We start from the raw sequence: 25,997 nt of genomic DNA on the forward strand, positions 1-25,997 counted from the left end.
ATGTCGTCTACCGGCCCGGGACTGGGCGCGCTCGCGACATGTGGATTGTGGATTCGAAGCCGAGCCGTTCGACCTGATACGGGGCAGTCCATCGAAATTGTGCCGGGCAATCGAGCGGCTCGTGGCGCATTCCGGAGATTCAGCGCCTCGGCGATGCCCCGGCAACGGTGGTGTGGACGCCGGATCGCTGCGCGCACCGATCGTCGAAAACCTGCCACGACCGCGGCAGCGGAGTACCTTTTACTCAGGTGAGCCGGGAAGTCTGGTCGGCGTGTCGTATCCGCCGACCTCGAAAGGGCTTCCATGTCCACAGCGGCGTTGCCCGCACGCGTCGATACGCGCGCGGCCATTTCGATCGAGCATCTGTCCAAGCGCTTCGGCCGCACCATCGCGGTCGATGATCTGACCCTGACCGTCGGGCCAGGTGAGGTGTTCGGCTTCCTCGGACCCAACGGAGCGGGCAAGTCGACCACTATCCGGCTGATTCTCGGCCTCATCCGACCCACCGCGGGCACCGTACGAGTGTTCGGTGCCGACGCCGATGATGTGCGGCGCGCGCACCGCCACCTCGCCTACGTGCCCGCCGATGTGGCGTTGTGGCCGTCTCTGACCGGTGCCGAGGCGCTCGAGCTACTCGCCCGCGTCGGCCCTGGCATCGACCTGTCCTACCGCGCCGAGCTGATCGACCGCCTCGACCTCGATGTCGACAAGCCCGGCAAGGCCTACTCCACCGGCAACAGGCAGAAGGTCGCTCTGGTCGCCGCTTTCGCCTCCCGAGCTTCGCTGCTCGTTCTCGACGAGCCGACGAGCGGGCTGGACCCGCTGATGGAGCGCGAGTTCCGTCGGTGTGTCGCCGAAGCACGCGAGCGCGGGCAGACGGTTTTCCTGAGTTCGCACCAGCTCGGCGAGGTCGAGGCGCTGTGCGACAGGGTCGCGATCCTGCGCGCCGGGCGACTGGTGGAGATCGCGACACTGGCCGAGCTGCGTCGACTGCACCGCACGATTGTCGAGGTCGCCTACCAGGGCGCGGCGCCGGCGCTGGAGCGGGTGGACGGTGTCGAGGCCGTCGAGGTGCTCGATGAGGGCCGCATGCGGTTCACCCTGTCCGGGCCGCCCGCGCCCGCGCTGCGCACGCTCGCCGCAGCGCAAGTGACGGCGCTGTCTTCTCGGGAGCCCACCCTCGAGGAAATCTTCCTCGACTACTACGGGCAGGCGCGGCGATGACCGCCACGACGGTCCGGCCACAGCCGGTGCGGCTTTCCGCGCCCGGTCGGGCGGCGGCCCGGCTCACCCGCCGTCAGGCGCGGCGCGCAGCGGCGATCGTGGCGCTCACCGCCACCGGCCTGTCGGCTCTCGTCGCGGCTCAGTACCGCACAACCTTCGCCGACAGCATCGACGCCGGCGCGCTGCGCGCACTGGCCGAAAACCCCGCTGTGCGAATCTTGTTCGGAGCCCCGCTCGCCCTCGACGATCCCGGCGGGTTCACCGTCTGGCGCACCGGTACCCCGGTGCTGGTGCTGTGCGGTATGTGGGCACTGTTGGCCGCCACCCGCCTGACTCGCGGCGAGGAGGACGCCGGGCACTGGGACCTGCTGCTCGGCGGCAGGCTACGCCCGATGGACCTGGTCGTGCGCTGCGCAAGCACATTGTGTCTGGCCGCCGCGGTGATCGCGACGGGAGTCGGAGCCGGTCTGGTCGTGACCGGTACCGACCCCACCGGAGCGCTCCTGCACGCACTGTGCGTGTTCGGATCGACGGTGACCTTCGCCGGCGTCGGGCTGCTGGCCGCGCAACTGCTGCCGACGCGGGCGGCGGCTTCAGGGCTCGCCTCGGCCGTCCTCGGGGCGAGCCTGCTGCTGCGGATGCTCGCCGACGGTGTCCCCGCGCTCGCGTGGACCGCCTGGCTCACCCCCTTCGGGCTCGCCGCCCGCGTTGCCCCGTACGCCCACAACCGAATCGAACCGCTGTATGTCCTGGCGGTACTCGCCATCGCGCCCGCTACGGCGGCGATTGTCGCCGCCCGGTGGCGCGATCTCGGCGGCGCCCTGGTCACCCTGTCCGACACCAGGCCCGCCCGCACCCGACTGCTCGGCTCGGTGCACAGCTTCGCCGTTCGGCGCGCCCTCGCACCCACCACAGGTTGGGGCGTGGGGATCGCCGCCTATTTCCTGCTCATCGGCGCATTGATCTCCTCGATCCTCGAATTCTTCGCCGAGAACCCGCGTTTCGCCGAACTCGCCGCGACGGCCGGGTTCGGTGGCCTCGATTCGGCCACCGGGTTCGCCGCCGCGATGTTCGCCCTGCTCTCCATCCCGGCCGGGCTCTACGCCGCCACCCGCATCACCACCATGGCTGCCGACGAGAAGGCGCGCCGCTGGACCGCCCTACACGCCCTTCCGCTGCCCCGCTACCGGTCGGCGGGAACCGAAATCATCGTCACCGCAGGCGGTCTCGCAGTACTGTTGCTCACCGCGGCGGTCGCGATGTGGGTCGGTGCGGTACTGACCGGTGCGCCGCTGAGCCTGCCCGAGGCCATCGCAGGCGCCGCCAACGCCGCCCCGGTCGCTTTGCTCGCGCTCGGCGCCGCGGCACTGGCACTGGGCTGGTTCCCCGAGGCCGTCGGTCCGATCGGCGCCGTGCCCGTCGTCGGCGGGTTCCTCCTCGACGTCGTCGCCCAGAGCATCGGTGCGCCCGGCTGGGTCCGCGAAATCTCCCCCTTCGCGCACCTCGCCGCCGTACCGGACACCGCACCCGACTGGACAGCGAGCCTCACCCTCGCCGCCATCGCGGTCGTGGCCGTGACGATCGGACTGTACGGCTACACCCGCCGCGACCTGAGAGGTTGAACTCCTCTGTCACCGTTTGCCGCCATTCGTGACGGGCGGCGAAAGGAGCCTTCCGCCCCGAGCGGCGGGTGCCGGTCTCGACGTCATTCGATCCGGGTTTCGTGCACGGGCGGTGACTGCGGTAGCGGAGATCGCGTGGTGATAACAATCGTTGGTGACCCGGTGCAAAGCTGCTAAATTTGCGAAGATTCGCCGTCGACATGCCGTTTCTACAACCTAAGCGTTAGGGAGAGGCAGGACGATGAAGGCGTTCGTCATGAAGCAGATCGGGTCGGTGGGGTTCGCCGAGAAACCCGTCCCCGAGCCCGGCCCATTCGACGCGGTCGTGCGGACGACCACAGCCCTCATTTGCACCTCCGACTCGCATACCGTCCAGGGTGGTATCGGTCCACGGGAGAACCTGACCTTGGGTCACGAGGCCGTGGGAGTCGTGCACGCAGTCGGCAGCGAGGTGCGGCGCATCCGCGCCAACGACCGCGTCCTGTCAGGTGCGATCACCCCGGATTGGGGTGATGCGGCCGCGCAGAACGGGTTTCCGTCGCAATCGGGTGGACCGCTCGGCGGTTTCAAGTTCGCCAACTCCAAAGATGGCGTTTTCGCCGAGTACTTTCACGTCAACGACGCCGATGCGAACCTCGCCGTCATCCCGGACGGTATTCCGGACGAATGGGCGGTGTATTGCGCCGACATGCTGTCGACCGGATTCATGGGCGCCGAGAAGGGCAACATTCCGATCGGCGGCACCGTGGCAGTCTTGGCTCAGGGTCCGGTGGGCCTGATGGCAACGGCGGGAGCGAAATTGCGGGGTGCCGGTCTGGTCATCGGTGTGGAGTCGGTACCGGCACGTCAAGCGTTGGCACGCCGATACGGCGCCGGTGAGATCATCGACTTCACGAGCGAGGATGTTGTCGAGCGCGTCCTCGAACTGACCGGCGGCGAGGGCGTCGACACCGCGATCGAAGCGCTCGGCGCGGATACCACGTTTCAGACCGCGGTGAAGATCACCAAGCCGGGCGGAACGATATCCAACGTCGGATATTTCGGCGACGGAGAATTCGTCCGAATCCCCCGGGTGGAGTGGGGAGTCGGCATGGCGGACAAGACGATCGCGACCGGACTGTGTCCGGGCGGGCGGCTCCGTATGGAGCGTCTGCTGCGCATCCTGGAGTCTCGCCAGGTCGATCCGACGCCGATGACGACACACGAGTTCGCTTTCGACGACATGGAGCAGGCGTTCGAGGTTTCGGACAAGAAGCTCGACGATGTCGTGAAGGTGCTGATTCGTTTCGGCTGAGGACCGCCGCCACTTCGCTTGCCTTCTTCCGGGAAAGAGCCGAGATGCACGATCCCGATCCACCATTCAGACCGATTCGTCATCGAGACGGCTATCTCCCGCTCGAGGACTACGGACTGATCGGAGACGGCGCGACCGCCGCCCTCGCCGGTGTGGACGGCACGATCCCCTGGCTGTGCATTCCCCGGTTCGACGCCGAACCGCTGTTCTGCGGACTGCTCGATCACGCACGTGGCGGCTCGTTCACCGTCGCACCGGCGAACTTGCTCGAAGGCCGACAGCGGTATCAACCCGACACCGGCGTACTGGAAACCGAGATGCGCTGTGCGACCGGGGTCGTCCGGTTGACCGATGCGATGGTGCTGCGCTCCGGCGCCGACCTGCGCGACGACGCTCCGGCCAACCGCGCCGAACTCGTGCGCTCCGCGGTGGTCATCGACGGACACGTCCGTTTGAACGTGGACGTCTCACCCCGCGGCGGTGGCGAGGTAAGACCGGTGTTCAGCGGTCTCGAGATCCGCGCGAAGTCACAACCGGGCCTACGGCTGCATCTGCGCGGCAACCTGCCGCTGACCGGCCTGCACGGCAGCTACGACCTGGAACAGGGAGAACGGCTGGACCTGGTGTTGTCCTGGGGACGATTCCACCGCCACCACCGTCTCGACGCCTCGTCGATGCTGCACGACACCGCAAGCGCCTGGCGATACTGGTTGACGGGGTGCAGCTACGACGGCCCGCGCGAACCTCTGGTCCGGCGTGCCGCGATCACCCTCAAACTGTGCGACCACTGGGTCAACGGCTCCGTCGTCGCCGCACCCACCTCCTCGCTCCCCGCACCGATCGGTGGCATCCGCAACTGGGACTACCGTTATGTGTGGATTCGCGACGCGTCCTATGCCGTGTATGCCTTGCGCCGCATCGGTTTCGACGGCGAGGCCGACGCGTTCCTCGGATGGGTTCTCGACGCGTTCGAACGCAGCAACGGGCCGCGCATCATGTACGACATCGACGGCGACCCCGTGCCCGACGAGACCGAGGCCGCGGATCTGGAAGGCTACCGGCGCTCGGCTCCCGTCCGCTGGGGCAACGGCGCAGCCGACCAACGCCAGCACGACGTCTACGGCGAGATTCTCGACTGCGCCGACCAGTGGCTGCGCTCCGGCGGGGAGATACAGCAAGTCCTGTGGGCCAGCCTGGCGCGACTGGCGGATGCGGCCGGTCGTTCATGGGAGGAACCGGATCAAGGCATCTGGGAAGTGCGCAGCCCAGGCCGCGCGTTCACCTACAGCGCCGCACTGTGCGAGGTCGCGCTGGACCGAGCCGCCTCGATCGGCGAACGCTTCTTTCTGCCCGGGCCCGTCGGCACGTGGCGCGCCACCGCCGCTCAGATCCGCGAATCCATCCTGAAACGCTCGTGGGACGATCGCGCGCAAACGCTCAGCGCACATCTCGACGGAGGCGGCGCCCTCGATGCCAGCCTGCTGGCGCTGCCACTACGGCATGTCGTCCCCGCCGATCATCCCCGCATGGTGGCGACAACCGCGGCCGTGGCCGATCGCCTCGGCGCCGGAAACGGATTGCTGTATCGATACCGGCACGACGAATCACCCGACGGCCTGCCGGGCGACGAGGGCGCCTTCGTCCTGTGCAGCTTCTGGCTGGTCGACAACCTGACCATGCAAGGCCGTATCGAGGAAGCCGAGCAGCTCTACGACTCACTGTGCGACCGCGCCAGCACCCTGGGTCTGTTCTCCGAACAGATCGACCCAACGACCGGTGCGTTCATGGGCAACTTCCCTCAGGCGTTCAGCCACATCGGCGTCATCGCCAGTGGCGTGAATCTCGCACGCGCGAAGGCGGATCGACGATGATCCAACGACTTGTCATCTTCGGCGGCACAGGCGATCTGACCGGACGCTATCTCCTGCCGGGACTGGCCGCACTGCACGAGACCGGAAAGCTCGACACGAGTTGCCAACTCGTCTGCGTCGATCTGAAAGATTGGGACGACAAGCAATTCCGGGCATGGGCTGCCGACCAACTCGACCAGCACGCCGCGAAGACGGCAGGCGATGCCAGACGAGCGGTCACAGCCGCCGCGCGATACCGGCGAGCCGACATCCAGAACCCGCTCGAGGTGGCCGAAGCGATCGCCGGTGACGGTCCGGTGGCTGTCTACCTGGCGCTGGCTCCCGGACTGTTCCCCACGGCGATTCGGACGTTGCACGACACGAACCTGCCCGACGGCAGCCGGATCGTGCTCGAGAAGCCGTTCGGCGTCGACCTCGCCAGTGCCGAGACACTGAACCAGCTGCTGTCGGACCTGGTGCCGGAACAGGCTGTGTTCCGGGTGGACCACTTCCTCGCCATGACGACCGTGCAGAACCTGCTCGGCAGCAGGCTGGCCAATCGCGTGCTCGAATCCCTGTGGAACAGCGCCCATATCGCCAAAGTCGAGATCACCTGGGATGAGACGCTCACCGTCGAGGGCAGGGCCGGGTACTACGACAACGTCGGGGCGCTCGAGGACATGGTGCAGAACCATCTCCTGCAATTGCTGTGCCTGGTGGCCATGGAACCACCGATCACGCTGTCCGAGCGTGATCTGCGCGACCGCAAGGTCGACGTGCTGCGGTCGATACGTCCCCTCACCGACGACGACATACCGCACCGCACGCGGCGAGCCCGCTACAGCGCAGGCACGATCGGCGATCGCAGCGTCCCCTCCTACACCGACGAGCCCGGCGTCGACCCGCGACGGGGCACCGAGACTTTCGCCGAAATCGAACTGGCACTCGACAATTGGCGATGGTCGGGAACGACCTTCGTACTGCGCACCGGCAAAGCTCTCGGCGCGGACCGCAAGGAAGTCGCGGTCCACTTTCGTCCCGTACCCCACGTGCCCTTCGGTCACGATGAATCGACATCGCCGAACATCCTGCGTTTCACGCTCGACCCCGAAAGCCTCACCCTCGCTCTCACGGTCGTGGGAGCCACCGTGGGCACCCTGGTCCCGCTCACCATGACGGCGCCGATTCAACCACCGGAACTTCCCGCCTACGGACGGCTCCTGTTGGACGTCCTGACCGGAAACCCGGTCCTGTCCATCCGCGGTGACGAAGCCGAACAGGCATGGCGGGTGGTCACTCCGATCATTTCCGCCTGGTCGCGCGACCTCGTGCCACTCGACCACTACCCCGCGGGTTCGATCGTCCCGAGTGGGGTCGGCAATGGCCGATGACCACATCAGAAGGCGGAAAGCTCTTGTCAGAGAATCACTCTCTCGTCCAGCGATGACAGCGTTGGGTCGACTGGGCGGCGGGGAGGCCGGGTCTCAGCGGTCCCTTCCGCTGGAGTCGTCGCAGCAGTCGCAGGCGTGCTCGCTCGTCCCCGCGGTGCCGAGCAGTGCGGTCGGTGTGGCGCAACAGGTGTCGCCCTTCCAGGCGTCGCGGCCTTCCTTCACCGCGATCGCGGCGATGACGAGCGCGGCGATCGGGTCGGCCCAGGACCAGCCGAAGAGGCTGTTGAGCAGCAGTCCGATCAGCAGGACCGCCGAGAGGTATGTGCACAGCAGGGTTTGCTTGGAATCGGCTACCGCGGAGGCGGATCCGAGTTCGCGCCCGGCCCGGCGCTGCGCCCACGACAGCACCGGCATGACGACCAGGCTGACCGCGGCCAGGGTGATCCCGATCGGCGAGTGCCGCGCGTCGCCGATACCGAGCAGGCCGCGGACCGACTCGACGGTGACGTAGGCGGCGAGGGCGAAGAAGGAGAACGCGATGATCCGCAGCGCGAGCTTCTCTCGTCTCTCCGGGTCTCGGCCGGCGAACTGCCAGGCCACCGCCGCGGCCGAGGACACTTCGATCACCGAATCGAGGCCGAACCCGATCAGTGCGGTCGAGGACACCCGCGCGCCCTCGGTGAGCGCGATGACCGCCTCGATGACGTTGTAGGAAATGGTCGCGGCGACGAACCACCGGATCCGCCGCGCCAGCACCGCCTTGCGATCCGGGCTCGGACCGACCGAGACCTCGAACGAGGGCATCCCGAGGAAGGCCATCAGCAGCAACCTTCGGTGACGGCGTCCGGGCAGCAGGCCGGGTCGACGGCCAGCACCAGGCCGAGCAGGTCGTCGAGGGCGGCCGCGATGCGGGTGTCGGCCAGTTCGTAGCGGCTGCGGCGGCCTTCGGGGACCGCGACCACCAGCCCGCACCCGCGCAGGCACGCGAGATGGTTGGACAGGATCTGGCGGGTGACACCGATCCGCTCGGCCAGCTCCGACGGATATCCCGGCTCGAGGCGCAGGTTCAGCAGGATCTGGGTGCGGGTCGGATCCGACAGCGCATGCCCGAACCGGGCGAGAGCGTCGGTGTGCAGCGCCGGCAGAGTCTCCATAGCGCAACGGTACATCAGAATCTGTATTCAGAAAATATTGGATCGTGATTTGGGGTTGCATCCTGTACCGGGGTCCAGGCTTACCGTCGGAACATGACGATTTCTCCTGGAAGCGAGGGCTGGGTGCCGGACGCATGCACCCTTCCCACCGCGGAACAGCCGATCCGGATCGCCGAATTCGACCGTTTCTTCGCCGAATCCGTGCACACCGCCCGCCGACCGAGCCCGGCCCGGCTCGAACTAGTGCTGGATCCGGCCGCCGAACCGGCCGCCCGTGATCTGGCGGCGCGGGAGTCGAGTTGCTGCTCGTTCTTCACCTTCGACTTCGACACCACCGAAGCCGGTCTCGTGATGGGCGTCGGCGTTCCCGACACCTACCTCGACGTGCTCGACGCCTTCGCCGCCCGCGCGGTCACCGCGATCGGCGGAGCGCGGTGACCGCGTTGCGCACCAGCGAACTCGCCGCCGCGGCCGGGGTGAACACCGAGACGCTGCGCTACTACGAACGCCGCGGCCTGCTCGCCGAGCCGGAGCGCACCCTCGGCGGGCACCGCCTGTATCCGAAGCAGTCCGTCACGGTGCTGCGCGTGATCAAGGCGGCCCAGCGGCTCGGCTTCACGCTCGACGAGGTCGCGGTCCTGCTCGCTGCGACCCAGTTCGGGCGCGGCCGAGCCGATGCCGGGCTACAGGCCCGGGCCGCGGCGAAGCTGGCCGAGGTCGACGCCAAGCTCGCCGAACTCACCGCCGTGCGCGACACCCTGCGCGCGGCGCTGGCCGCCGGATGCGACGATCTGCTCGCGTGCAGCGAATCACCTTGCTGCCCGGTGCCTTTCGATACGGAAGTCGGTCATCGCACGACCCGCGCGGGAGGCCGCTGTGGTTGCTGAGACAACGAAGCGTCGTCGCTGGTGGGCACCGATCGGCGCGGGAGCCCTGCTGTGCCTTGGCTGCTGCGTGGTCCCGCTGCTCATCGCGGCCGGTGTCGTCGGCAGCGGCACATTGTTGGTCAGCCTGTCGTGGCTGCAACCGCTCGGCTTCGCGCTCATCGGTATCGGTGTCGCCGGATTGCTCTGGTCGCGGCTGCGCAGTCGCCGCACCGGCTGCGGCAGAACAGGCGATGCGAGATCGGGCTGCGGCTGCACCACGACCACGGCCGCCTGAATTCGGGCATTTAGGCTCTGCCCATGACCGTGCTGCGCTCGATACTGCTGTTCGCCCTGGCCGCCGTCGCCGAGATCGGCGGCGCATGGCTGGTCTGGCAAGGCGTACGCGAGCACCGCGGATGGGCCTGGATCGGCGCGGGCGTCATCGCCTTGGGCGTCTACGGCTTCGTCGCCACCCTGCAACCCGACGCCAACTTCGGGCGCATCCTCGCCGCGTACGGCGGGGTGTTCGTCGCCGGATCCCTGCTGTGGGGCATGGCGCTGGACGGGTTCCGCCCCGACCGCTGGGACGTGATCGGCGCCGCCATCTGCCTGATCGGAGTCGCCGTCATCATGTACGCGCCTCGCGTCGTCTGACCCCACTTCTTCCCGAAACCCAGCTCTTGCCGCGATGACGCCAGCCCCTCCTCCTCGGCCACCGCTCGTGTCGACGCCGCGCGGATCGTGGTGTGGGGTCGCACCTCTACGTCAACCAGATGAGCACGAGCACTACCGCGATGACCAGCAAGATCGTGATGGCGAGGTGGGGTGCAGGCACCCTCCGCGTGGCCGGCGCGTCGGAGGGTGAGACGTCGTCTCGACCGTGGTCGGCAGGCATCGATTGTTCATCGAATCGTTCGGACATGCCCCTGCGATACCCGGGCGCCGGAGCGAAAAACTCGCTCACCGCTCCCCCATCCCGCCGCTTATGCCGTTGTACTCGGCGGCGGCCTCGCGGTGGCGCCGTGGTTGGCCTTCAGGCGCACGGCTCGGTTGGCCGATGCCGTCACGCTGGCGATCTTCTGCCTTGCGCAGCAGACGCAGCGAAAGCGGTCGCTCAGCGTGCGGCCCGGGCTCTGCGAACGGAGGTCAGTGCCGAGCTGTGGCTCGCAGGACGAGTTCGGCCACGTCCGCCGGACGCGAGACCGCGACGGCATGTGAGGCGGTGACCTCGACCGTGATCGCGTTCGCCCGTTCGGCCATGTTCCGCTGCGCCTCGATCGGGATGTTCTTGTCCTCGGTCGTGAGCAACGCGTAGCTCGGCAGCTCGCGCCACGCGGTGGCCGACGCGCCTTCCTGCAGAGCGGCGAGCGCGACGGGGCGCTGGGTGATGCCCATCAGTTCGCCGGTGGCGGCGGGCGTATCGGCGGCGAACTGGGTGTGGAAGGCATCCTGGCGGATGTAGAGCTCGGTGCCGGTCGAGCCGTCGGGCAGTGGGTAGGTAGCCGAGCGGGTGGTCGGACCGAGAGTGGAGCCGGGGAACTTGTCGGTGAGTTCCAGGGCGCTCTCGCCGATGTCGGGGATGAAGGCCGCGATGTAGACCAGGGCGGTGACGTTCGGTTTGCCCGCGGCGGCCACGGTGATGACGCTGCCTCCGTAGGAATGGCCTACCAGAACACAGTCGCCTTCGATCGAGTCGAGGACGGAGGCGATGTACGCCGCGTCGCTGTCGAGGCCACGCAAGGGGTTGGCGGCCGCGATCACCGATGTGCCTGCGGCGCGCAGTCTTTCGGCGACGCCGTTCCAGCTCGACGAGTCGGCGAAGGCGCCGTGGACGAGAACGATGGTCGGTGGGCAAGGCGAGTCCTCTCTGATGCGACATGTTGCTGTGCCGCATTCAGTTTCGGCCGCCCACGCCCACGGCGCCCCTCTCCTCCGGCCGTAAATGCCTCCGATCAGGACAAGCCTTCCGGTCCCGCGGCTCGTCTACCGTGTCGCGCGGAGATCGCCGAATACCCCGACGCAATCACCTCCGCTGATATCGGTCACTTGCAGACGCAGCCGCAACGGCTTGTCGAATTCGAGATGGATCGGAACCGTGGCGCCGAGTTTCACAGTGACGTCGGTGAGGAGCGTCCCGTCGGCGTAGATCTGGAACTGCATGGCGATATCACTGGGTGTCGAGTCGTCGCGCACGCCTATCACTCCGTCGAGCCGAGTGAACTTGCGGCCGAGGTCGTATTCGACGAAAGCCAGCTCCTTGTAATAGGGATCGAGCATGACCGACCGACTGTAGGAAGTTCCCGACACCTTGCTCGGCCCGGTATCCAGATCCGAATACTTGCCGCCGGACAATGTCTTGAAGTCCATCAAATACTGCACAGCGTCGGTGCTCACATCCGACAGGGCGCCGGATGTGGGAGTGGTCGCCGTCTTCGAAACCGAAGTGGCCGTGCCGGATTGGGGTGCACTCGGCAGGCCGGCGGCCGAGGTCGCGACACTCGGGCTCGGTGCGACCGCGGTAGCGGGCGCCGCCGCTCGTCCCGCCGGGGTAGGCGACTTCTGCGTGACCAGCACCACGACCGCGCCGATCAGCACGACGCAGACAATCCCCAGCGCGGCAGCCGCAAGCAACCAGGGGTTGCGTCGAGCACTCGCAGGCGCGGGTAGATCCGCGAAAACGATATCCAGATCCGCTTGGGTGACCGCACTGGCGATCTTCTGCGACCTCAGATCGAATTCTCGGTAATCAATACGACCAGCCGCCTGATGTTCGTTGAGAAGCGCCAGGGCGCGATCCCTTTCGACCGTGCCTATCCGTGGAGCCATATTCTCTTCCATTGTCGGCAGTGTAGTGCATCCGCACACTTGTGTTGGAAATTTGCTGCAACAGTGCGGCTTTCGAACCAATTGGGACACAAGGAATTCCGTGAACCCGACTCGGCCCATTTAGTTGTTCGAACGAAGTCATGACCTGAATCCCCTTTTTCGTATGCGGAGAAGGTGCGCCTGGATCAGGCGGAGCTGATGCGCTCGAACGGGATTCGGTTGATATGATGCCGCCGATGCGGGCAGGCTCTCCGCCCCCTCACCGCCTACGTCCGGGCGGCGCCGTGCAGTGCACCCGGGGTCGTCCCCACGCATTCTTGGCGTCCTGAGATTTTCTCGTGTCGAACAACGTCAGCCGCACCACACCGGAGAGATCGATGTCGACCTCCCGGGCGGCATCCGTCATGGACATCTCGTCGGCGAAGACCTCGCGATCGTCAGCCTTGACCACGAAGCGACCCACACCGGCGGAAGACGCGGACTCGGCATCCTTGCCGATCCACACCGAGAAGCGATCACATTTGCCGCCGACCATCCAGGTCGCGCGGTTCATGGGGTCGGACGAACTGGATGGGTAGTAGCCGACGATACTGCTCGGGAAGCTCGCCGAACCGATACGAACCGGATCGACCGGGTCGAATCCGTTGTTCCAGGCCACGGACTGGTACGCGGTGAGCTCGTACCAGCCGTCCGAGGGCGTCGGGCCATCGGAGTTCGTCGCGCCCGCACTCGGCATACCCGCCGAACTCGGCACCGATGTCTTCGGCGCCGAAGCAGTGGCACTCGTCGAAGGTGCGACGGAAGTGGTGGTTGCGGGCGAAGTTTCGGGGAGCAGCGCCTCCTTGTCCGCGGGAGTTGCCGATGGTGACGCCGAGGCATCCGATGCGAGCCGTTCCAGGAACGACAGCGCGCCGTCGGCATTCGACAGAGCGACGACCGCCAAGGCCAGCACCGTTGTTGCGGCCAGCCACCGCGATCGCTTCTCTTTGGTGAAATCCAAGGCAGGCTCCAGTCCTGATCGAATGGCGGTAGTGGTCCCCAGTCGCGGCAGTAGTGCCGACGTCGCAGTTTCGGGCTCAATCGATACGCGAGTATTCGTCGATTCGCAACCGAAAGGCGAATTGTCCGGGACGTCGGACCTCACGTCCGAATGCCGCTCGTGCAATGAGAATCCGAGCGGTCGGCTTTGTTTCACTGCATGCTCGAAGTATCCACGGCAAGCGGGATGCGCTACGGTCGCTGGACCGCGGACCGATTATTGGTCCAACGTCCAACCCAACTTCTGTTGTTCGGCTTTGAGCCGTCCGAAAGTGTCGCGCACATACTGCACGTATGCCGCGCCGGGGTGCGGCACCAGGGGATGCACGTACACGCTGTCGGATTCGGCCGCCAGTTGCACCTCGACGGCCGCGACGTGCGAACAGAAATTGAGCAGCGGTTCGGGCACTTCGTATTCCGGTACGAGATCGGCGTGTTCGACGATCAGATCGCGCATCGCCCTGTTCACCGGCATCAAGGCGTGGTCACGCCACCGCCGCCAACTGTCGGTGGCGAGATCCGGACGGCGGCGGGCCGAGGCTGGTAGATGTGATTCGCGCAATTTCTCCCATATTTGCTCGTTGATATCGACCATCACGTGCAGCGGCCCGTAGAGCTCACGAATCTGCCTGCTCACCCTGCGTAGTCGCGCCTGCCTGCGCTCTTGCGCGATCTGGCCGCGCTGGTTCAGCAAGTAGGCGAGGCCGGCGACCGCGACGGTCGTCACGGCCGTGATGAGCGCGGCAACCGTGCTCACACGACCCCGCGGGTTCGGCGAACTGGGCTCTGCCCGTCACTTCGAACGAACGAGACTACCGGCATGCGCTGACTCTCCCTGTCGTACAGCAATACTCGAGGCTCCACGGGCGCCGACACCGATGTGGTGGAGCGAGACGAGCTCGACCCGGGTTGCGCCGTCGCGAAGGAACGGATCCAGGATATTTCTGCTGTGGCCGTTTTCGGATGCCGCTGTCGTTCAGACGATTACAGACAATTTCAGCGCGTGCCGCCGATGAGATCGCCGGATTCCCTACCCTCGATCGAACGAGCCTTGCGGATGCGCGGTAGCCGTCGGCGTGGCATCGCATCCGCGATCGTCGCGAGACTCGACGGCGTCTGCTCGGGCCGCGATCTCCGTCACGCGGGCGGTGTCGCGCACCTGGGTGAACATGACGATCGCGGTACGCCAGTGTTGTTGTGCGACTGTCCATTCCCCCCGGGCGGCAGCGACCTTCCCGAGCCCGTCGTGGCCACGAGCCTGCTCGACGAGACTGCCGGCCGCGTGCCCGAGGACGGTGGCGCGGTCGAAGGCTTCGCGCGCGTCCACGAGATCGTCCAGGACCAGATAGGCGTCGCCGAGCACGTTCAAGGCCATGGCCTCGTCGACGAAGAGATTGAATGTCCTGAACATCTCCAACGCCTCCAGCAGTCTCGGCAGGGCGTCGAGGCACTTGCCGAGACTCACCTCGATGAGCGCGGTGTCGCGCAGCAGGATGGCCTTGTTGCGGGGAGCGCCGTACATATCGACGAATTCGAGTGCGCGCATACTGAGTCTCAGCGCCTCTTCGAACTCCCGCCGGTGCACGTGCACCCACGCCTGGTGGGCGAGCGCGGTGTGTTCGCCGTGTCGGTCACCGAGACGCACGAACAATGCCCGGGCCCGCTCGTACAGCACCGCGGCCGCCGTGTGGTCACCGGTGGTCATGAGGGCGAGACCGAGATTGTTGCAGGTGACGGCTTCCGCATACTGGTTGTCCGTCCGCACCGCGGCCGCCGCGGCCAGGTGATGGGTCTCGGTCCACAGCTCGATGTCGTTGATGATGAACGCGAATCCCCGCACCGCGAAGGCGATCTGCCAGCACTGTTCGTCGAGGCCGTGCTCGAAGGCTACGCGCGCCGCGGCGGCCAGATTGTCACGCTCGGTGGTCATCGCCCGCACGGCCTCCGGGTAGGTCGATGCCGTTTCGGGGATGCGAGGCGAGCGAGGCGCCATCTTCAAGCGGTGCCGATACGGTGTCAGGACCCGGTCCGCGGCATCGGCGAACACGGTGTAGTGGTCGACGAGGCGGGTGATGGCCTCGGTCGAGGTCACCGCGTCGCAGCGGGCGGCGGCGCGGCGTCGCGCGAAGGCGCGCAACAGGTCGTGGAATCGGTACCGTCCCGGCGCGGATGCTTCGAGCAGACTCACCTCGACCAGCGTGCGCAGGTGTCGCCACATGGCCGGGGGTTCGATGCCCACGAGTGCCGCCGCGCTCTCGATGTCGAAACTCGGTCCCGGGTGCAGGCCGAGCAGCGTGAATGCCTGCGCGGAATCGGGTGGCAGGCGGCCCACGGAGTATTCGAACAGCGTCTCGACATCACGATCGCCGTCGTGCAGCATCTCCAGATCGACTCTGGTCTCGCCGCTTCCGGCCGGAGCCGTTGGCCACATCTCGCTGCGCAGGATCGCCGAGGCGATCCTGACGGCGACGGGCAGACCATGGCACTGCCTCGCGATCGCCGCGCGCTGTTCGGGATTCGGTGCACGCTCGACCGGAAGCCCGCTCGTCAGGCGATCCAGCAGAGCCTCCGAATCCGAATCCGCCAGTCGCGCGATCTGTACTCGGTCGACATCGTCGAGGCCGTTGAGCGTGCTGCGACTCGTGACGAGTATCGCGGACGCACCCGCGGCGGGCAGCAGCGGCGCGACATGGGCGGAATCCAGGACATTGTCGAGCACCACGAGATAGCCTCCCGCACAGAGCTTCTCACGCAACAGTGCCAGCCGTGAATCCGGCGGGGCGGGAACGGACTCGGGAGCGACGCCCATCTGCCGCAGGAGCGCGCCCGCGGCTACCTCGGGCGCCACGACCGGCGCGGCGGCGTAACCGTGCAGGTCCGCGAACAGGCAGCCGTCGGGGAACCGGGGCAGCAGAACACGGGCCGCGCGAACCGCGAGAGCGGTCTTACCGACACCGCCGAGACCCGACAGTACACAGACCGCACCGCCGTCTCGATCACCCGATATCGCGATCACCCGGTCGAGTTCGCGCTCTCGGCCGTGCAGAACCGCGATGTCGCGCGGCAGGTCGGGATGCTGCGGCACTTCCCGCATCGGCGCCTCGGCACGCACGTGCTCGCCTCGACGCGCGATCTCGATCTCGTCACGCAGGTCGATCAGCCGCTTGGCATCGCTGCCGGAAATATGCAACTTCTGGAGCAACCTGTCGAATATCTCGGTCTGCGGCAGTGTCGTGCCGTTCAGGTAGGCGTAGACACTGCCGGGAGATAGATTGAGCTGCTCCGCCATTCGCGCGCGACTCACGCGCCCGTGCTTCTTCTCAGCGCGTAGGGCGGCAGCGCTCAACTCGTCGATGAACGGCTTCATCTCCGGGTGCGCTCTCCGTTTGCCGCCCACTGTCACCCTCCTGCTCGGACCACACAGCACCTTCAGGGTGTTCGAGCACTTTTCAGGGCCCCGGGCGCCACACGCGTCGATTGTGCTGGAGTGAGGCCTTCGTAGTCCACCGAAGGAACGAACATGTCCGATGCGATGAATCAGCCGAGATCCACGGAACACTCGCCCTTCGACGGCACGACGTCGAGGCAGGCTCCCGATCCGACCGGTCCGCACGAACCGGCGGGCACCCGAAACCATCGCCGCCCGTACGGCCTGGTAATCGATATCGACGGACGAATTCTCTTGGCGGACACCGCAGAGGAGATTTGCGACCGCCGGTTCTCACAGGTCACCGCCGAGATGTTCCGCGCGCCTGTCCCGATCCGCGCCGCCGCCGAGACAGGCAGACTTCGGCTACCTCGCACGGCCGCGTGAGCGGAATGTTTCGCCACATCTCCATCGTCGACTCCGTCCTCGCCTCGATCGACCAGCATGTCGCCGCCCACCCACCGGAACGCGGCGGCGGACTGCTCGGACCGTTGGGACTTCCGCTGATCGCGTCGTTCCTTCCGGACTCGAACGCGATATCGACGGCTACGACCTTCCGCGCCTCACCCCTATTTCAGCGGATGCTCAGCCGCATCGAGGAGGCCGAGCCCAACCTCGAACTGAAGGGGATCGTCCACTCGCATGCCGAAGGCGTGGACCATCCCTCGCGGGGTGACGCCGCGGCCTTCGCCGACAGTCTCCGCTTGACTCCGTGGCTCGGACGCTTCGTCAACCCCATTGTCACGAACCAGAATCGGCGAACAGAAGACCACCAGGTGCTACTGCCCAACGGCCTCATGTCGGTCTTCGTCTCGGAGCTGACGCCGCACGGTTCGGTCGACGTCCGTCCCGCCCGAGTACAGATCCTGCCGGTGGGTCGCGATTGCGCGAAACTCGCGACGGCACTCGGCGCGCAGGCTTTCACGCCGAGCACCGTCGATGTCGAGGGGGTCGGGTATGTCTCGGTTGTCTTGCGCACGGTCGGACTGCAGCTGAAGCTGTTGTTTCCGTTGCTGTATCCGATCCAGGCCCCGATCGTACTGGCCGAACGGACCGACGAATTCGACAGCAGGACATCGACATTGCTGCACCGCTTCGGCGTCGAACACCGGAACGACCGCATCCTTCCGCTGCCCCTCACCTGGGATCTGAACGTTCCCGCGGAATCCCGGTTGGCGCGAGCACTGCACGCCGCGCCGAATCCGGTGCGGTGATTTCGTGGCGCAATGCGGTCCGGAAGACCGATGTGGTCGCCTACCATACTGGGCCATCACCGAATTCGAGCCGCGCACAGGTCGGCGAGGCGGAAGCGACAGTGCACTCGTACCCCTGCCCGATGAAACACATTCGGGGCATCGATCGGAAAGGACGATATGAGAGGCGGGAAACCCATGACACCGACAAGGGCTGTTGAGCAGCCCACGACGCTCCAGTGAGCACGGAGCAGGATGCATCCGCGCGGGCGGCTTCGGACAACGAAGCCCCTCGGGTGTTTGTCTCCTATTCTCACGACTCCCCCGAGCACAAAGAACTCGTTCGCCAGTTCTGTACGTTCCTGCGCAGCGAGGCGGGCGTCGATGTCCGGCTCGACGCTTGGGACGACTACGAGCGCCGCGACTGGTCGCTGTGGGCGATCGACCAACTCTCCGCGGCCGATTTCGTCGTGGTCATCGCCTCCCCCGCCTACAAACGCCGCGCGGACGGCACCGCCGCGGCAGACGAGGGTCGAGGCGCGCAGTTCGAGGCGGCGATCATCCGTGACGGTCTCACCAGAAACTTGCGCGGTGAAACCCGACGCATCCTCCCGGTCGTGCTCCCGGGCCGCTCGGTCGACGAGATTCCGGTGTTCCTGGCCGCGCATTCCACAACCCATTACGAGATCAGCGAATTCACGACAGAAGGCATCAACGATCTGCTCGCGGCATTCAGCGGAGTCTCCGAACACGCCGCGCCGCCCCGCGGCAAATACGTCGGCCCGCAGTTCGGCGCCCGGCCGACCGAATCGCCGGATTCGAGCAGTACACCGCGTAAACGCAAGGCACGACTGCTCACCGACGCGCTCGAACCCATCACGCGCGGCGCGGATCTACGGATCACCGGAGCCGATCTGAACGGCATCCACTACGGCAACAGCATCGTGCACCGCTGCGCGAACTTCTGCAGCGATGCGCGCAGTCCGATCGAGTACAACCTGCGCCGATCGTTTCGCGAGTTCGAAACAGTGGTCGGAATCCTGGACGACGCCGCGGATCCACGGCAGACCGGCTACTTCCAGGTCTTCCTCGACGGCGAAGCACAGAAGCAGGTCGAGGTCGCCTACGGCGAGCCGGCGAAGATCCGCTACGACGTGAGCGATGTCCTGCGATTGCGCCTGGTCGCCTATCGACCGGACACGCTCGACAATCCGATGCTGGCCGGCGCGATGGCGGCTGTCGGACGTTCCGGCAAACTGCCTGCCCTCGCGTGGGGCAACCCGACCCTGTTCACCTAAGGCCGATCGGCCGTCCTGTAGGTCCCGAAACACACCGCCTTTCAGAGGGAGTCGACCATCGCGGCGACTCCCTCTGCGGCTTTGCCCGACCGATCTCGCGATCCGCGAGGCGGCGTGGCCACCGGCGATCGGCGCAGCTCTCGCCGCGTCTTCCAGCAACGTTCAATACTTTCCAGCACTTCTCGGCTACGGACCGGCACACAGCCGAGGCCGTGCATGCTCGATCCGACGACGCCGTGGCGCCGTCACGAGAAGGTCCGGCCGATTCGGGTGCGGGCGGGGTGTACCCGAATCGGTGCCCGCCACCCATCGGAATCAGCTCCGGGACAGCTGATCCCAGGACCCGATGCCGCCCGCGGCCGGGTGCCGAGACGTCGAGACGAGCCGAAGTGCCGGCGCGACGACGCGCGCACCCACTCCGCACAGCGGACTCACACAGGTCGATGCGGTGTCGAAAGCGATTTCGGATATGAGAGAGGTTGTCGGATGCGAGTTGTCAACGCGTTGTTCGTAGCGGTTTTCGGAATCATGATCTGTATAGCCGGATTCAACTACTACGGTTTCGGCGCGATCGTCCTGGTTGTTCTGGGACTGTTGTCCATCGGGTACGGAGGCTATATCGCGTTCTCGCGTGGCACATATTTCATGACGGATTGGTTCTATGCGCTCCCCATCGTCGGCGGGCTCATTCTCTTCGCCGGCCTCGACCACTGACAGGGAGTGGACAACACCATGAGATTCCGATCCGTTCTGCCGGTAGCGGCAGGCGTCCTGCTGGTCCTGGCACCCGTCTCGTGCGGGCAGGATCCCAAGGATGTGACCTGTTCGGACTTCGCCGCGATGAGTTACGAGGATCAGAACGACACCCTCGACGACCTGCTGTCCGACCACGGCCTGGACACACTGTCCGTGTCCAACACCATCGGTGTGCGCAAACAAGTGGACTCCTACTGCGGGACATTCGGATTCAGCAAGGAGACCGGAGGCAAGGCCGGACGCAACGGCACGCAGTCGATCGACAACGCCGTCGACTGGGACTCCAACACATGGGGCTGAGCTCACCGGCCGCGGACCACTGCGGCCGGATTCTCTCTTCGGGAAAGGTGAACCTGCAATGACCGTGGAAGTCGCCGTCGCCATGTTGATCGCATGGGCGGTCGGCAAGGCCAACCGCGTCGGAACACAGATCAACGGACTCACCGACGAGACACTGGACCTCGCGGTGAATCGAGTACGAAATGCGGTCGTCTTCAAGCTCGGCGACGACGCAGCCGTGCGACGACTGTTGGAGGAGGCCCGGGCGACGAACGGTTCGGTGTCGTCGGTGACGCAAATTGCCGCCGAACGGTCGATTGCGGCGGCGATCGCGGACGACAGCCGCTTCGCCGCCGAACTCGCGCGAGTGACAGCGACGCCGACCGCGCCCGGTACGGTGTCGATGAACAACTCCGGCAATTTCGCCGGGGTGATGGGCGATATCCACAGCACCGGTCCGGTGAATGTCACGAGCAAAATCGTCAATCAGGCCAAGAACCACCCCGTTCTCGCGGCATTCGTCGTCGTCGGCGCGGTCGCGCTTCTCGGCTTCTCGGCCGACCGGCTGATGGGCGGCGCGACGGATTCGCTGTCTTCCCCCGGCGGGGCGGCAGGCAACAGCGGCGGATCGAGCTCACTCTCGGGCGGGGACGAATCGGTGGGCTCCCGTGCCATAGTCGGCACCTGGACCGCATCCGACGGCACCGGAACGAAAACGTTCAATTCCGACGGCGGCAGTTGCGACGGCTTCTTCTACAGCAACGGCGAACCGCTCGACATCGGCGGCCCGATGACGTGCTCGATCTCGAGCAAACCCGACGCGCAGGGCCGATACACGCTGGTCGTGACGCAGAGCCCCAATCGCGCCAGCTACCGCGTCGAGTTCACCGACACCGACCATGCCTCCGTCTTCGACCCGTCCGGGTCGAAACTCTATGAGCTCGAACGGTTCTGACCGAGCTCACGGACCCCCGGTTCGATGGCGCCCCTGCTGTCAGATCGACTAGGGCCCTCGCCGGAAACGGCTGTTGGCCAACGCGTTTCAGCGCCCAGTCGGCGGCGCGGGGTTCCCGCCGCCCGAGGCGGGCGACGATCACGGCGGCTACACCGCCGACATGAGGTCGGTGGGGTCGGTGTTGGCGCCGCAGAGGAAAAAGGCGATGCGTTCGCCATGGTGCGGGCGTACCTGCCCGCGCGCACGGCCGCCAGACCGGTGGCCGCGCCGTGTTCGACGGCGATGCGGTGGCGGTTTCAGAGCAGGCGGCGGGTCGCGATGATGGCGAGGTCGTCGACGACGACCGAATGCACGACAGCGGCTCGGGCCCACGCCAACGCCGCGCCGCAGACCCGGAGTGCGCCAACGGAATCGGCTGTGAAACCGAGCGGCCGGACGTCCGCAGGCCGCGAGACAACGAGAGTCCGCGGCCTGCGTTCGCCCGGCTCGGCGGTGCGGCCGACTTCTATCCCAGCACCGGGTAGTTCGCCCGGATCACTCCGCGCGGATCTCGCGCCCGCTTGAGCTCGCCCAGCCTGGCCAGCGTCCCCGCGTCGAACGCGCTCGCCGCGGTCTCCTCCGGGGTGAGGAAGGTGTAGGGCTTGCGGCCGCTGATGCTGCCGCCGAGCGCGTCGACGATCTCGCGACGGCGGCCCTTGACCGCGTCGGCGAGATGCGGAAGACCCAGGCCGAGCAGGTACAGCAGGTAGGGCTCGGCAACGGGACCGCACGCACCGCCGTCGGGACCGGTTTCGGCCAATGCGCCGCCGAGGTGGCGGATCTGGATGTCGACCAGCGGGGCGACCGGTCCTTCCAGCACCGTCTTCACGACCGCGTCGTCGAGGGCGGTGAGCAGTTCGGCGCGGGACAGCGAAGGGCTGGGATCGGTGGGTTCGGCGGTGATGGCGCCGAGATCGGCCACCGCCAGCGCGCCGCGGGTGTCGGTGACCGCGCCGCCGATCGCGTCCAGCGCGGCGAGCAGTTCCCGCCCTGCATCCGGGTCGCCCAGGTAGGCGGCGTCCAGCCCGACCATCGGCGGTGCGTCCGGGAACTGGAAACGGTGGAACCACACCGACAGTTCCGCGGGCGCGGACGCGGTGATCTCCTCGAAGAGCGCGAACACCTCCGCGGTGCGGGTACCCGGCCACATCACCCGGCCGCCGTACAGTCCCGGCGCCGGGAACAGCTCGAACTCCAGCCCGGTCACGATGGCGAAGTCACCGCCACCGCCGCGCAGCGCCCAGAACAGCTCCGGATCGTTCTCGGCCGTCACCCGCGCCGCGGCGCCGGTCGCGTCGATGATGTCAAAGGCGCGCACCGCATTCGAGGCCCAGCCGTACTTGCGACCGAACCAGCTCAGACCGCCGCCGAGCGTGTAGCCGCTCACTCCGACCACCGGATTGCTGCCCGCCAGTCCGGTGAGCCCGCGCGCACCGGCCGCGGCCTGCACGGCACCCCAGTTCGCGCCCGCGCCGACCTTCGCGATCCGCCGTTGGGCATCGATCTCGACGCCGTCGAGCCGCCCGGTGCGCAGCAGGATCGCCTCCGAGATCCCGCCCGCCGCACCGTGACCGGTCGGCTGCGCCACCACCGGCACCCCCGCCCGCGCCGCATAAGTGACGACGGCGGCCACGTCGGCGACGTCGGCGGCCTCCACCACCGCGGCTACCGGCTGAACGACCGTCACATTCCACGGCCGTGCGGCGCCGTCGAAGCCCTCGTCGCCGGGCAGCAGCACCCGGCCACGCACCGTGTCGCGCAGAGCATCGAAAGACATTGTTGCTTCCTAACTTTCAGTCGTACACACAAATGTGGGGCGCGATCGCCTTTGTCCGCGCCCACCGGAATTACGCGCGCCGGAACTTCAGCGCGAGGGGCAACGGCTTCGGGTCGCGCTGGGCCGGGGCGCGCAGCGCCCAAGAGGCCAGCGTCAGTCCCGCGAAAACCAGCGGGGACACCACCTTCGCGGTCGGATCACCGACCGCGAGATGCGAGGCGGCCGCACCGGCGTAGACGAAGAACAATCCGGCGTAGGCCCATTCCTTCAGTCGCGGGAATCCCGGCGTCACCACGGCGACGACCGCGGCCACCTTGGCCGCGCCGAGAATCGTCGCGAAGTACATCGGGTAGCGCAGCCCGGCGAAGGTCTCCTCGACGTACGGGATGCGGGCCAGATCCCAGTACGCGCCCACCACCGACTCGGTCAGTACCAGGCCGGTGGTCGCGGCGAAGACGGCGAACTTGGTTCGCGATGCCGCGGTGCGGCCCGTCACGGAGTCGATCAGGCTCCGCACGCGGTGTGCCGGAGTCGCGACGGTTGTGTTCATGGTCGGTGTTCCTTTTGGATTGCGTTCGGGTGGGCGGCCGCCCGGTACCGCTATGACGACGCCGGGCTGAAAACTGTGACAGCGGGCGCGGTTCAGGCCTGCTCGCCGCGGTGGTAGACGCCGGCGACGAACCCGGGGACATTGTTGGACTCGCAGTAGGCGGAAACCTGCTCGCGGAGCTGGACTTCGACGTTGCGCAGTGTGTTGTAGTTCATGCGAACGATCGTCGAACCTTCCCCTCGGGGCAAGGTCAAGCCCTGAACGAAGAAACTCGACGAGCTCTTCGATCGTGATGGCGACTCGGAGAACCTTGCGGGCTACCGCGAGAAGTACCCCGACGTGCACGTCGAGTGCGTTGGGGGCGGAGGTCCGGCCCGCCAGGGAAGCACCCACTGATGTTCTACGAGATTCGGCGATGCCTGGTGCAGCCGGGTCGCCGTGACGAATGGGCGGGATCGCCTTCGCCATGCGGCTGATCCAGCCAACCGAGGAGGCCCCGCGGGCTACCAGCCCTCCGCAGTGCACCGAGGAGTTCCCGGATGCGGGATCGCCGGGGCCCTGGCCGTTCTGGCGGGGCATGGGTGTCCTGCTGGCCTGGGTCCCGCAGACCTTGCAGGACGCGAGGGTCCGCGGGCGCGGGGAACGAGCGGGCTGGAATGGAGCGGTCAGGGGGTGATGGTGGCCGGAACCTCGAAGTAGTGACCTTGGCCGAGATCATCGAGGAGGCCGGGCTGGACGGGCTTCCAATCGAGGAGGTCCCGGGTCAGCGTGCTCGAGGACGGGTTGTCGGCCGTGGCGTGGGCGCTGAGGAAGCCGAAGTGGGCGTCGGCCTGCGTCGCGGGGATGCTGACCACGGGCACGTTCAGCCCGCGGCCGATGGCCTCGGCGATCTCTCGGAAGGAGATCCCCTGGTCATCGACGGCGTGCAGCCGTGATCCGGCTGGCGCCGATTCCAGCGCCAGCCGGTACAGGCGGGCCGCGTCGAGCGTGTGCACGGCGGGCCAGCGGTTGTCCCCATCGCCGACGTAGGTGGCGACGCCCTTGGACCGGGTGATGGAGATCAAGGTCGGGATGAAGCCGTTGTGGTCGAGCGTGCTGTGCACGGTCGGAGCAAGCCGGACGACGGACGAGCGGATATCGCGCTGCGCTAGTGCGACCACCGCGTTCTCGGCGTCGATCCGCGGCCCCGCGGCGATTACGTCCGCTTCGGTGGCCTCTCTCAGCCCCGCGAAGGCGAGCAGCATGGTTCCCGACGTGGTCACCAGAGGCTTGCCGGTGCCGGCGAGCGCGTGCCCGAGCGTGTCGATGGCGCGCAGATCCGCTGCCACCGCGCTGTCGAAGTCGCCGGCGAACATGGCGTCGTGCTTGAAGGCCAGGTGGATGACGCCGTCGACCGCGGCGGCGACCGTGGCGAGGCCGTCGAGATTGTCGAGGTCGCCTCGGTGCACCTCGGCACCGGCAGCCGTCAAGGCGGCGGCGGACTTGTCCGAGCGGGCCAGGCCGACGACCTGGTGTCCCGCTTCGAGGAGTTCGGGGACGACGGCGGAGCCGATGTGTCCGGAGCCTCCGGTGACGAATACGCGCATGGTGCGCCCCTTCTGCTGCGGCAACCCCACCCGAGGCAGGCCACCTGATGTCAGTTCGTGACATCACCGTAGCGCTCATGTCAGACTCTGTCATCACTTTGATGTCAGATTCTGTCATCGGTGTATACGATCGGAGCATGAGCCGATGGAAACCTGACGCACGAGGCCGCCTGGAGAAGGCGGCGCTGGAGCTCTACAACGACCAGGGCTTCGACGCCACTACCGTGGCGGAGATCGCGACACGCGCCGGCGTCACCGAACGAACCTTCTACCGGCACTTCGCCGACAAACGGGAAGTCCTCTTCCTCGCCAGCCCCCTCGCCGGCATCCTCGCGAGCGCCGCGGCCGCCGCCCCTGTCTCGCTCTCGCCGCTCGAGGTGATCACCCACGCCCTGACCGAAGCCGCACCCGTCTTCGAAGAACGCGGGGACCTGGCACGGCAACGCCACGCCGTCATCTCCGCCAACCCCGAACTCCAGGAACGCGAACTGGCCAAACTCGCCGCACTCGCTTCCACGCTCGCCCACGCGCTGGGCGAACGCGGTCTACAGACCACCACCGCAACACTCGCGGCCGAAATCGGGATCGCCGCGTTCAAGGTCGCCTACGAACGCTGGGTCAACGACCCAGACCGAAACCCCCTCGTCCATCGCATTCGGGAAACCCTGGACACCGCCAGGCGCCTCACCGCACCTGCCGTAGGTATCGCCGCGGCCGACGATGGGAGCTTCGCAGACCAGGAGGGAACGGCATGAAGGCGGGACAACAGGGGCCCGCGGGCAATTTCCGTTCCGACGCTCCCGAGGGCTCGGGGACGTCGGCGAAATCGCGCCAGAGGTAACTGATTTCGGTGTGGCGGCGGGTTGGCCAGG

At 67.0% G+C, this 25,997-nt stretch carries 26 protein-coding genes; 15 read left to right on the top strand and 11 right to left on the bottom strand.

The annotated features are described in order from the left end of the window. The first annotated feature begins 303 nt into the window (after positions 1-303). The 5 genes from ABZV58_RS19010 (at position 304) to ABZV58_RS19030 (ending at position 7,381) form a co-directional block, all read left to right on the top strand. Positions 304-1,224 (top strand): ABC transporter ATP-binding protein, encoded by a 921-nt coding sequence (locus ABZV58_RS19010; RefSeq protein WP_355001445.1) that lies wholly within the window; start codon positions 304-306, stop codon positions 1,222-1,224. Next, positions 1,221-2,846 carry a polyketide antibiotic transporter gene (locus tag ABZV58_RS19015; protein WP_355001446.1) on the top strand — a complete coding sequence of 542 codons (1,626 nt, stop codon included), beginning with the start codon at positions 1,221-1,223 and terminating at the stop codon, positions 2,844-2,846. Before ABZV58_RS19010 ends, ABZV58_RS19015 begins: the two co-directional genes overlap by 4 nt. Positions 2,847-3,102: 256 nt before the next feature. Next, the gene (locus ABZV58_RS19020; protein ID WP_355001447.1) at positions 3,103-4,140 is read left to right on the top strand and encodes an NAD(P)-dependent alcohol dehydrogenase; all 1,038 of its coding nucleotides are present in this window, start codon (positions 3,103-3,105) and stop codon (positions 4,138-4,140) included. A 44-nt stretch (positions 4,141-4,184) separates the two neighbouring features. Beyond that, positions 4,185-6,011: a glycoside hydrolase family 15 protein gene (locus tag ABZV58_RS19025; RefSeq protein ID WP_355001448.1), complete on the top strand. Its 1,827-nt coding sequence runs from the start codon at positions 4,185-4,187 to the stop codon at positions 6,009-6,011. Then, positions 6,008-7,381: a glucose-6-phosphate dehydrogenase gene (locus ABZV58_RS19030; protein ID WP_355001449.1), complete on the top strand. Its 1,374-nt coding sequence runs from the start codon at positions 6,008-6,010 to the stop codon at positions 7,379-7,381. Before ABZV58_RS19025 ends, ABZV58_RS19030 begins: the two co-directional genes overlap by 4 nt. 93 nt (positions 7,382-7,474) lie before the next feature. Here ABZV58_RS19030 and ABZV58_RS19035 read toward each other — a convergent pair whose 3' ends face one another. Both ABZV58_RS19035 and ABZV58_RS19040 read right to left on the bottom strand, forming a co-directional pair. Continuing rightward, positions 7,475-8,200 carry a cation transporter gene (locus ABZV58_RS19035; RefSeq protein WP_355001450.1) on the bottom strand — a complete coding sequence of 242 codons (726 nt, stop codon included), beginning with the start codon at positions 8,198-8,200 and terminating at the stop codon, positions 7,475-7,477. Then, positions 8,200-8,535 (bottom strand): metalloregulator ArsR/SmtB family transcription factor, encoded by a 336-nt coding sequence (locus ABZV58_RS19040; RefSeq protein ID WP_355001451.1) that lies wholly within the window; start codon positions 8,533-8,535, stop codon positions 8,200-8,202. The genes ABZV58_RS19035 and ABZV58_RS19040 overlap by 1 nt, the downstream gene beginning before the upstream one ends. 93 nt (positions 8,536-8,628) lie before the next feature. Between ABZV58_RS19040 and ABZV58_RS19045 the strand changes: the two genes are divergently transcribed. From ABZV58_RS19045 to ABZV58_RS19060, 4 genes are read left to right on the top strand one after another with little or no spacing between them, the layout of a single operon-like run. After that, positions 8,629-8,973 carry a hypothetical protein gene (locus ABZV58_RS19045; RefSeq protein WP_355001452.1) on the top strand — a complete coding sequence of 115 codons (345 nt, stop codon included), beginning with the start codon at positions 8,629-8,631 and terminating at the stop codon, positions 8,971-8,973. After that, positions 8,970-9,422 carry a MerR family transcriptional regulator gene (locus tag ABZV58_RS19050; RefSeq protein WP_355001453.1) on the top strand — a complete coding sequence of 151 codons (453 nt, stop codon included), beginning with the start codon at positions 8,970-8,972 and terminating at the stop codon, positions 9,420-9,422. Before ABZV58_RS19045 ends, ABZV58_RS19050 begins: the two co-directional genes overlap by 4 nt. Beyond that, positions 9,412-9,696: a hypothetical protein gene (locus tag ABZV58_RS19055; RefSeq protein ID WP_355001454.1), complete on the top strand. Its 285-nt coding sequence runs from the start codon at positions 9,412-9,414 to the stop codon at positions 9,694-9,696. Before ABZV58_RS19050 ends, ABZV58_RS19055 begins: the two co-directional genes overlap by 11 nt. A gap of 23 nt (positions 9,697-9,719) precedes the next feature. Then, positions 9,720-10,055: a YnfA family protein gene (locus ABZV58_RS19060; RefSeq protein WP_355001455.1), complete on the top strand. Its 336-nt coding sequence runs from the start codon at positions 9,720-9,722 to the stop codon at positions 10,053-10,055. 492 nt (positions 10,056-10,547) lie between these two features. Here ABZV58_RS19060 and ABZV58_RS19065 read toward each other — a convergent pair whose 3' ends face one another. The 5 genes from ABZV58_RS19065 to ABZV58_RS19085 form a co-directional block, all read right to left on the bottom strand. Next, the gene (locus ABZV58_RS19065; RefSeq protein WP_355001710.1) at positions 10,548-11,273 is read right to left on the bottom strand and encodes an alpha/beta hydrolase; all 726 of its coding nucleotides are present in this window, start codon (positions 11,271-11,273) and stop codon (positions 10,548-10,550) included. A 111-nt stretch (positions 11,274-11,384) separates the two neighbouring features. Next, positions 11,385-12,239, bottom strand: coding sequence for a DUF1707 domain-containing protein (locus ABZV58_RS19070; RefSeq protein ID WP_355001456.1), 855 nt, complete (start codon positions 12,237-12,239; stop codon positions 11,385-11,387). 247 nt (positions 12,240-12,486) lie between these two features. Next, positions 12,487-13,227, bottom strand: coding sequence for an NPCBM/NEW2 domain-containing protein (locus ABZV58_RS19075; RefSeq protein ID WP_355001457.1), 741 nt, complete (start codon positions 13,225-13,227; stop codon positions 12,487-12,489). A 255-nt stretch (positions 13,228-13,482) separates the two neighbouring features. Next, a complete protein-coding gene (locus ABZV58_RS19080; RefSeq protein WP_355001458.1) occupies positions 13,483-14,022 on the bottom strand; it encodes a hypothetical protein in 540 nt (179 codons plus the stop codon). 273 nt (positions 14,023-14,295) lie between these two features. After that, positions 14,296-16,662, bottom strand: a complete 2,367-nt coding sequence (locus ABZV58_RS19085) for an NB-ARC domain-containing protein (RefSeq protein WP_355001459.1) — start codon at positions 16,660-16,662, stop codon at positions 14,296-14,298. A gap of 422 nt (positions 16,663-17,084) precedes the next feature. On the opposite strand from ABZV58_RS19085, the gene ABZV58_RS19090 reads away from it, so the two are divergent. The 5 genes from ABZV58_RS19090 to ABZV58_RS19110 all read left to right on the top strand — a co-directional run bounded on the left by ABZV58_RS19090 (position 17,085) and on the right by ABZV58_RS19110 (position 21,173). Next, complete coding sequence (locus ABZV58_RS19090; RefSeq protein ID WP_355001711.1) at positions 17,085-17,906, top strand: Mov34/MPN/PAD-1 family protein; 822 nt, start codon at positions 17,085-17,087, stop codon at positions 17,904-17,906. A 275-nt stretch (positions 17,907-18,181) separates the two neighbouring features. Further along, positions 18,182-19,183, top strand: coding sequence for an SEFIR domain-containing protein (locus ABZV58_RS19095; protein ID WP_355001460.1), 1,002 nt, complete (start codon positions 18,182-18,184; stop codon positions 19,181-19,183). Positions 19,184-19,669: 486 nt separating this feature from the next. Beyond that, positions 19,670-19,897 (top strand): hypothetical protein, encoded by a 228-nt coding sequence (locus ABZV58_RS19100; protein WP_355001461.1) that lies wholly within the window; start codon positions 19,670-19,672, stop codon positions 19,895-19,897. An 18-nt stretch (positions 19,898-19,915) separates the two neighbouring features. Continuing rightward, positions 19,916-20,239 (top strand): hypothetical protein, encoded by a 324-nt coding sequence (locus ABZV58_RS19105; protein WP_355001462.1) that lies wholly within the window; start codon positions 19,916-19,918, stop codon positions 20,237-20,239. Between the two features lie 259 nt (positions 20,240-20,498). After that, positions 20,499-21,173: a hypothetical protein gene (locus ABZV58_RS19110; protein WP_355001463.1), complete on the top strand. Its 675-nt coding sequence runs from the start codon at positions 20,499-20,501 to the stop codon at positions 21,171-21,173. A 505-nt stretch (positions 21,174-21,678) separates the two neighbouring features. On the opposite strand, the gene ABZV58_RS19115 is transcribed toward ABZV58_RS19110, so the two are convergent. From ABZV58_RS19115 to ABZV58_RS19130, 4 genes are all read right to left on the bottom strand, one after another. Beyond that, positions 21,679-22,989: an FAD-binding oxidoreductase gene (locus ABZV58_RS19115; protein WP_355001464.1), complete on the bottom strand. Its 1,311-nt coding sequence runs from the start codon at positions 22,987-22,989 to the stop codon at positions 21,679-21,681. A gap of 70 nt (positions 22,990-23,059) precedes the next feature. Continuing rightward, complete coding sequence (locus tag ABZV58_RS19120; RefSeq protein ID WP_355001465.1) at positions 23,060-23,539, bottom strand: DoxX family protein; 480 nt, start codon at positions 23,537-23,539, stop codon at positions 23,060-23,062. A 92-nt stretch (positions 23,540-23,631) separates the two neighbouring features. After that, positions 23,632-23,754, bottom strand: coding sequence for a hypothetical protein (locus tag ABZV58_RS19125; RefSeq protein ID WP_355001466.1), 123 nt, complete (start codon positions 23,752-23,754; stop codon positions 23,632-23,634). A 450-nt stretch (positions 23,755-24,204) separates the two neighbouring features. Continuing rightward, the gene (locus ABZV58_RS19130; protein WP_355001712.1) at positions 24,205-25,125 is read right to left on the bottom strand and encodes an SDR family oxidoreductase; all 921 of its coding nucleotides are present in this window, start codon (positions 25,123-25,125) and stop codon (positions 24,205-24,207) included. 137 nt (positions 25,126-25,262) lie between these two features. Between ABZV58_RS19130 and ABZV58_RS19135 the strand changes: the two genes are divergently transcribed. Continuing rightward, positions 25,263-25,880 (top strand): TetR family transcriptional regulator, encoded by a 618-nt coding sequence (locus ABZV58_RS19135; protein ID WP_355001467.1) that lies wholly within the window; start codon positions 25,263-25,265, stop codon positions 25,878-25,880. Positions 25,881-25,997: the final 117 nt, after the last annotated feature.

The organism is Nocardia sp. NPDC004654, assembly GCF_040609595.1.
In the GTDB taxonomy this organism is placed as follows: domain Bacteria; phylum Actinomycetota; class Actinomycetes; order Mycobacteriales; family Mycobacteriaceae; genus Nocardia.

Excerpts from the sequence above, each read along its gene's own strand:
- ABZV58_RS19010 (WP_355001445.1), top strand. The coding sequence starts at position 304 with ATGTCCACAGCGGCGTTGCCCGCACGCGTCGATACGCGCGCGGCCATT.
- ABZV58_RS19015 (WP_355001446.1), top strand. The coding sequence starts at position 1,221 with ATGACCGCCACGACGGTCCGGCCACAGCCGGTGCGGCTTTCCGCGCCC.
- ABZV58_RS19020 (WP_355001447.1), top strand. The coding sequence starts at position 3,103 with ATGAAGCAGATCGGGTCGGTGGGGTTCGCCGAGAAACCCGTCCCCGAG.
- ABZV58_RS19025 (WP_355001448.1), top strand. The coding sequence starts at position 4,185 with ATGCACGATCCCGATCCACCATTCAGACCGATTCGTCATCGAGACGGC.
- ABZV58_RS19030 (WP_355001449.1), top strand. The coding sequence starts at position 6,008 with ATGATCCAACGACTTGTCATCTTCGGCGGCACAGGCGATCTGACCGGA.
- ABZV58_RS19035 (WP_355001450.1), bottom strand. The coding sequence starts at position 8,200 with ATGGCCTTCCTCGGGATGCCCTCGTTCGAGGTCTCGGTCGGTCCGAGC.
- ABZV58_RS19040 (WP_355001451.1), bottom strand. The coding sequence starts at position 8,535 with ATGGAGACTCTGCCGGCGCTGCACACCGACGCTCTCGCCCGGTTCGGG.
- ABZV58_RS19045 (WP_355001452.1), top strand. The coding sequence starts at position 8,629 with ATGACGATTTCTCCTGGAAGCGAGGGCTGGGTGCCGGACGCATGCACC.
- ABZV58_RS19060 (WP_355001455.1), top strand. The coding sequence starts at position 9,720 with ATGACCGTGCTGCGCTCGATACTGCTGTTCGCCCTGGCCGCCGTCGCC.
- ABZV58_RS19070 (WP_355001456.1), bottom strand. The coding sequence starts at position 12,239 with ATGGAAGAGAATATGGCTCCACGGATAGGCACGGTCGAAAGGGATCGC.
- ABZV58_RS19090 (WP_355001711.1), top strand. The coding sequence starts at position 17,085 with ATGTTTCGCCACATCTCCATCGTCGACTCCGTCCTCGCCTCGATCGAC.
- ABZV58_RS19100 (WP_355001461.1), top strand. The coding sequence starts at position 19,670 with ATGCGAGTTGTCAACGCGTTGTTCGTAGCGGTTTTCGGAATCATGATC.
- ABZV58_RS19105 (WP_355001462.1), top strand. The coding sequence starts at position 19,916 with ATGAGATTCCGATCCGTTCTGCCGGTAGCGGCAGGCGTCCTGCTGGTC.
- ABZV58_RS19115 (WP_355001464.1), bottom strand. The coding sequence starts at position 22,989 with ATGTCTTTCGATGCTCTGCGCGACACGGTGCGTGGCCGGGTGCTGCTG.
- ABZV58_RS19120 (WP_355001465.1), bottom strand. The coding sequence starts at position 23,539 with ATGAACACAACCGTCGCGACTCCGGCACACCGCGTGCGGAGCCTGATC.
- ABZV58_RS19125 (WP_355001466.1), bottom strand. The coding sequence starts at position 23,754 with ATGAACTACAACACACTGCGCAACGTCGAAGTCCAGCTCCGCGAGCAG.
- ABZV58_RS19130 (WP_355001712.1), bottom strand. The coding sequence starts at position 25,125 with ATGCGCGTATTCGTCACCGGAGGCTCCGGACACATCGGCTCCGCCGTC.
- ABZV58_RS19135 (WP_355001467.1), top strand. The coding sequence starts at position 25,263 with ATGAGCCGATGGAAACCTGACGCACGAGGCCGCCTGGAGAAGGCGGCG.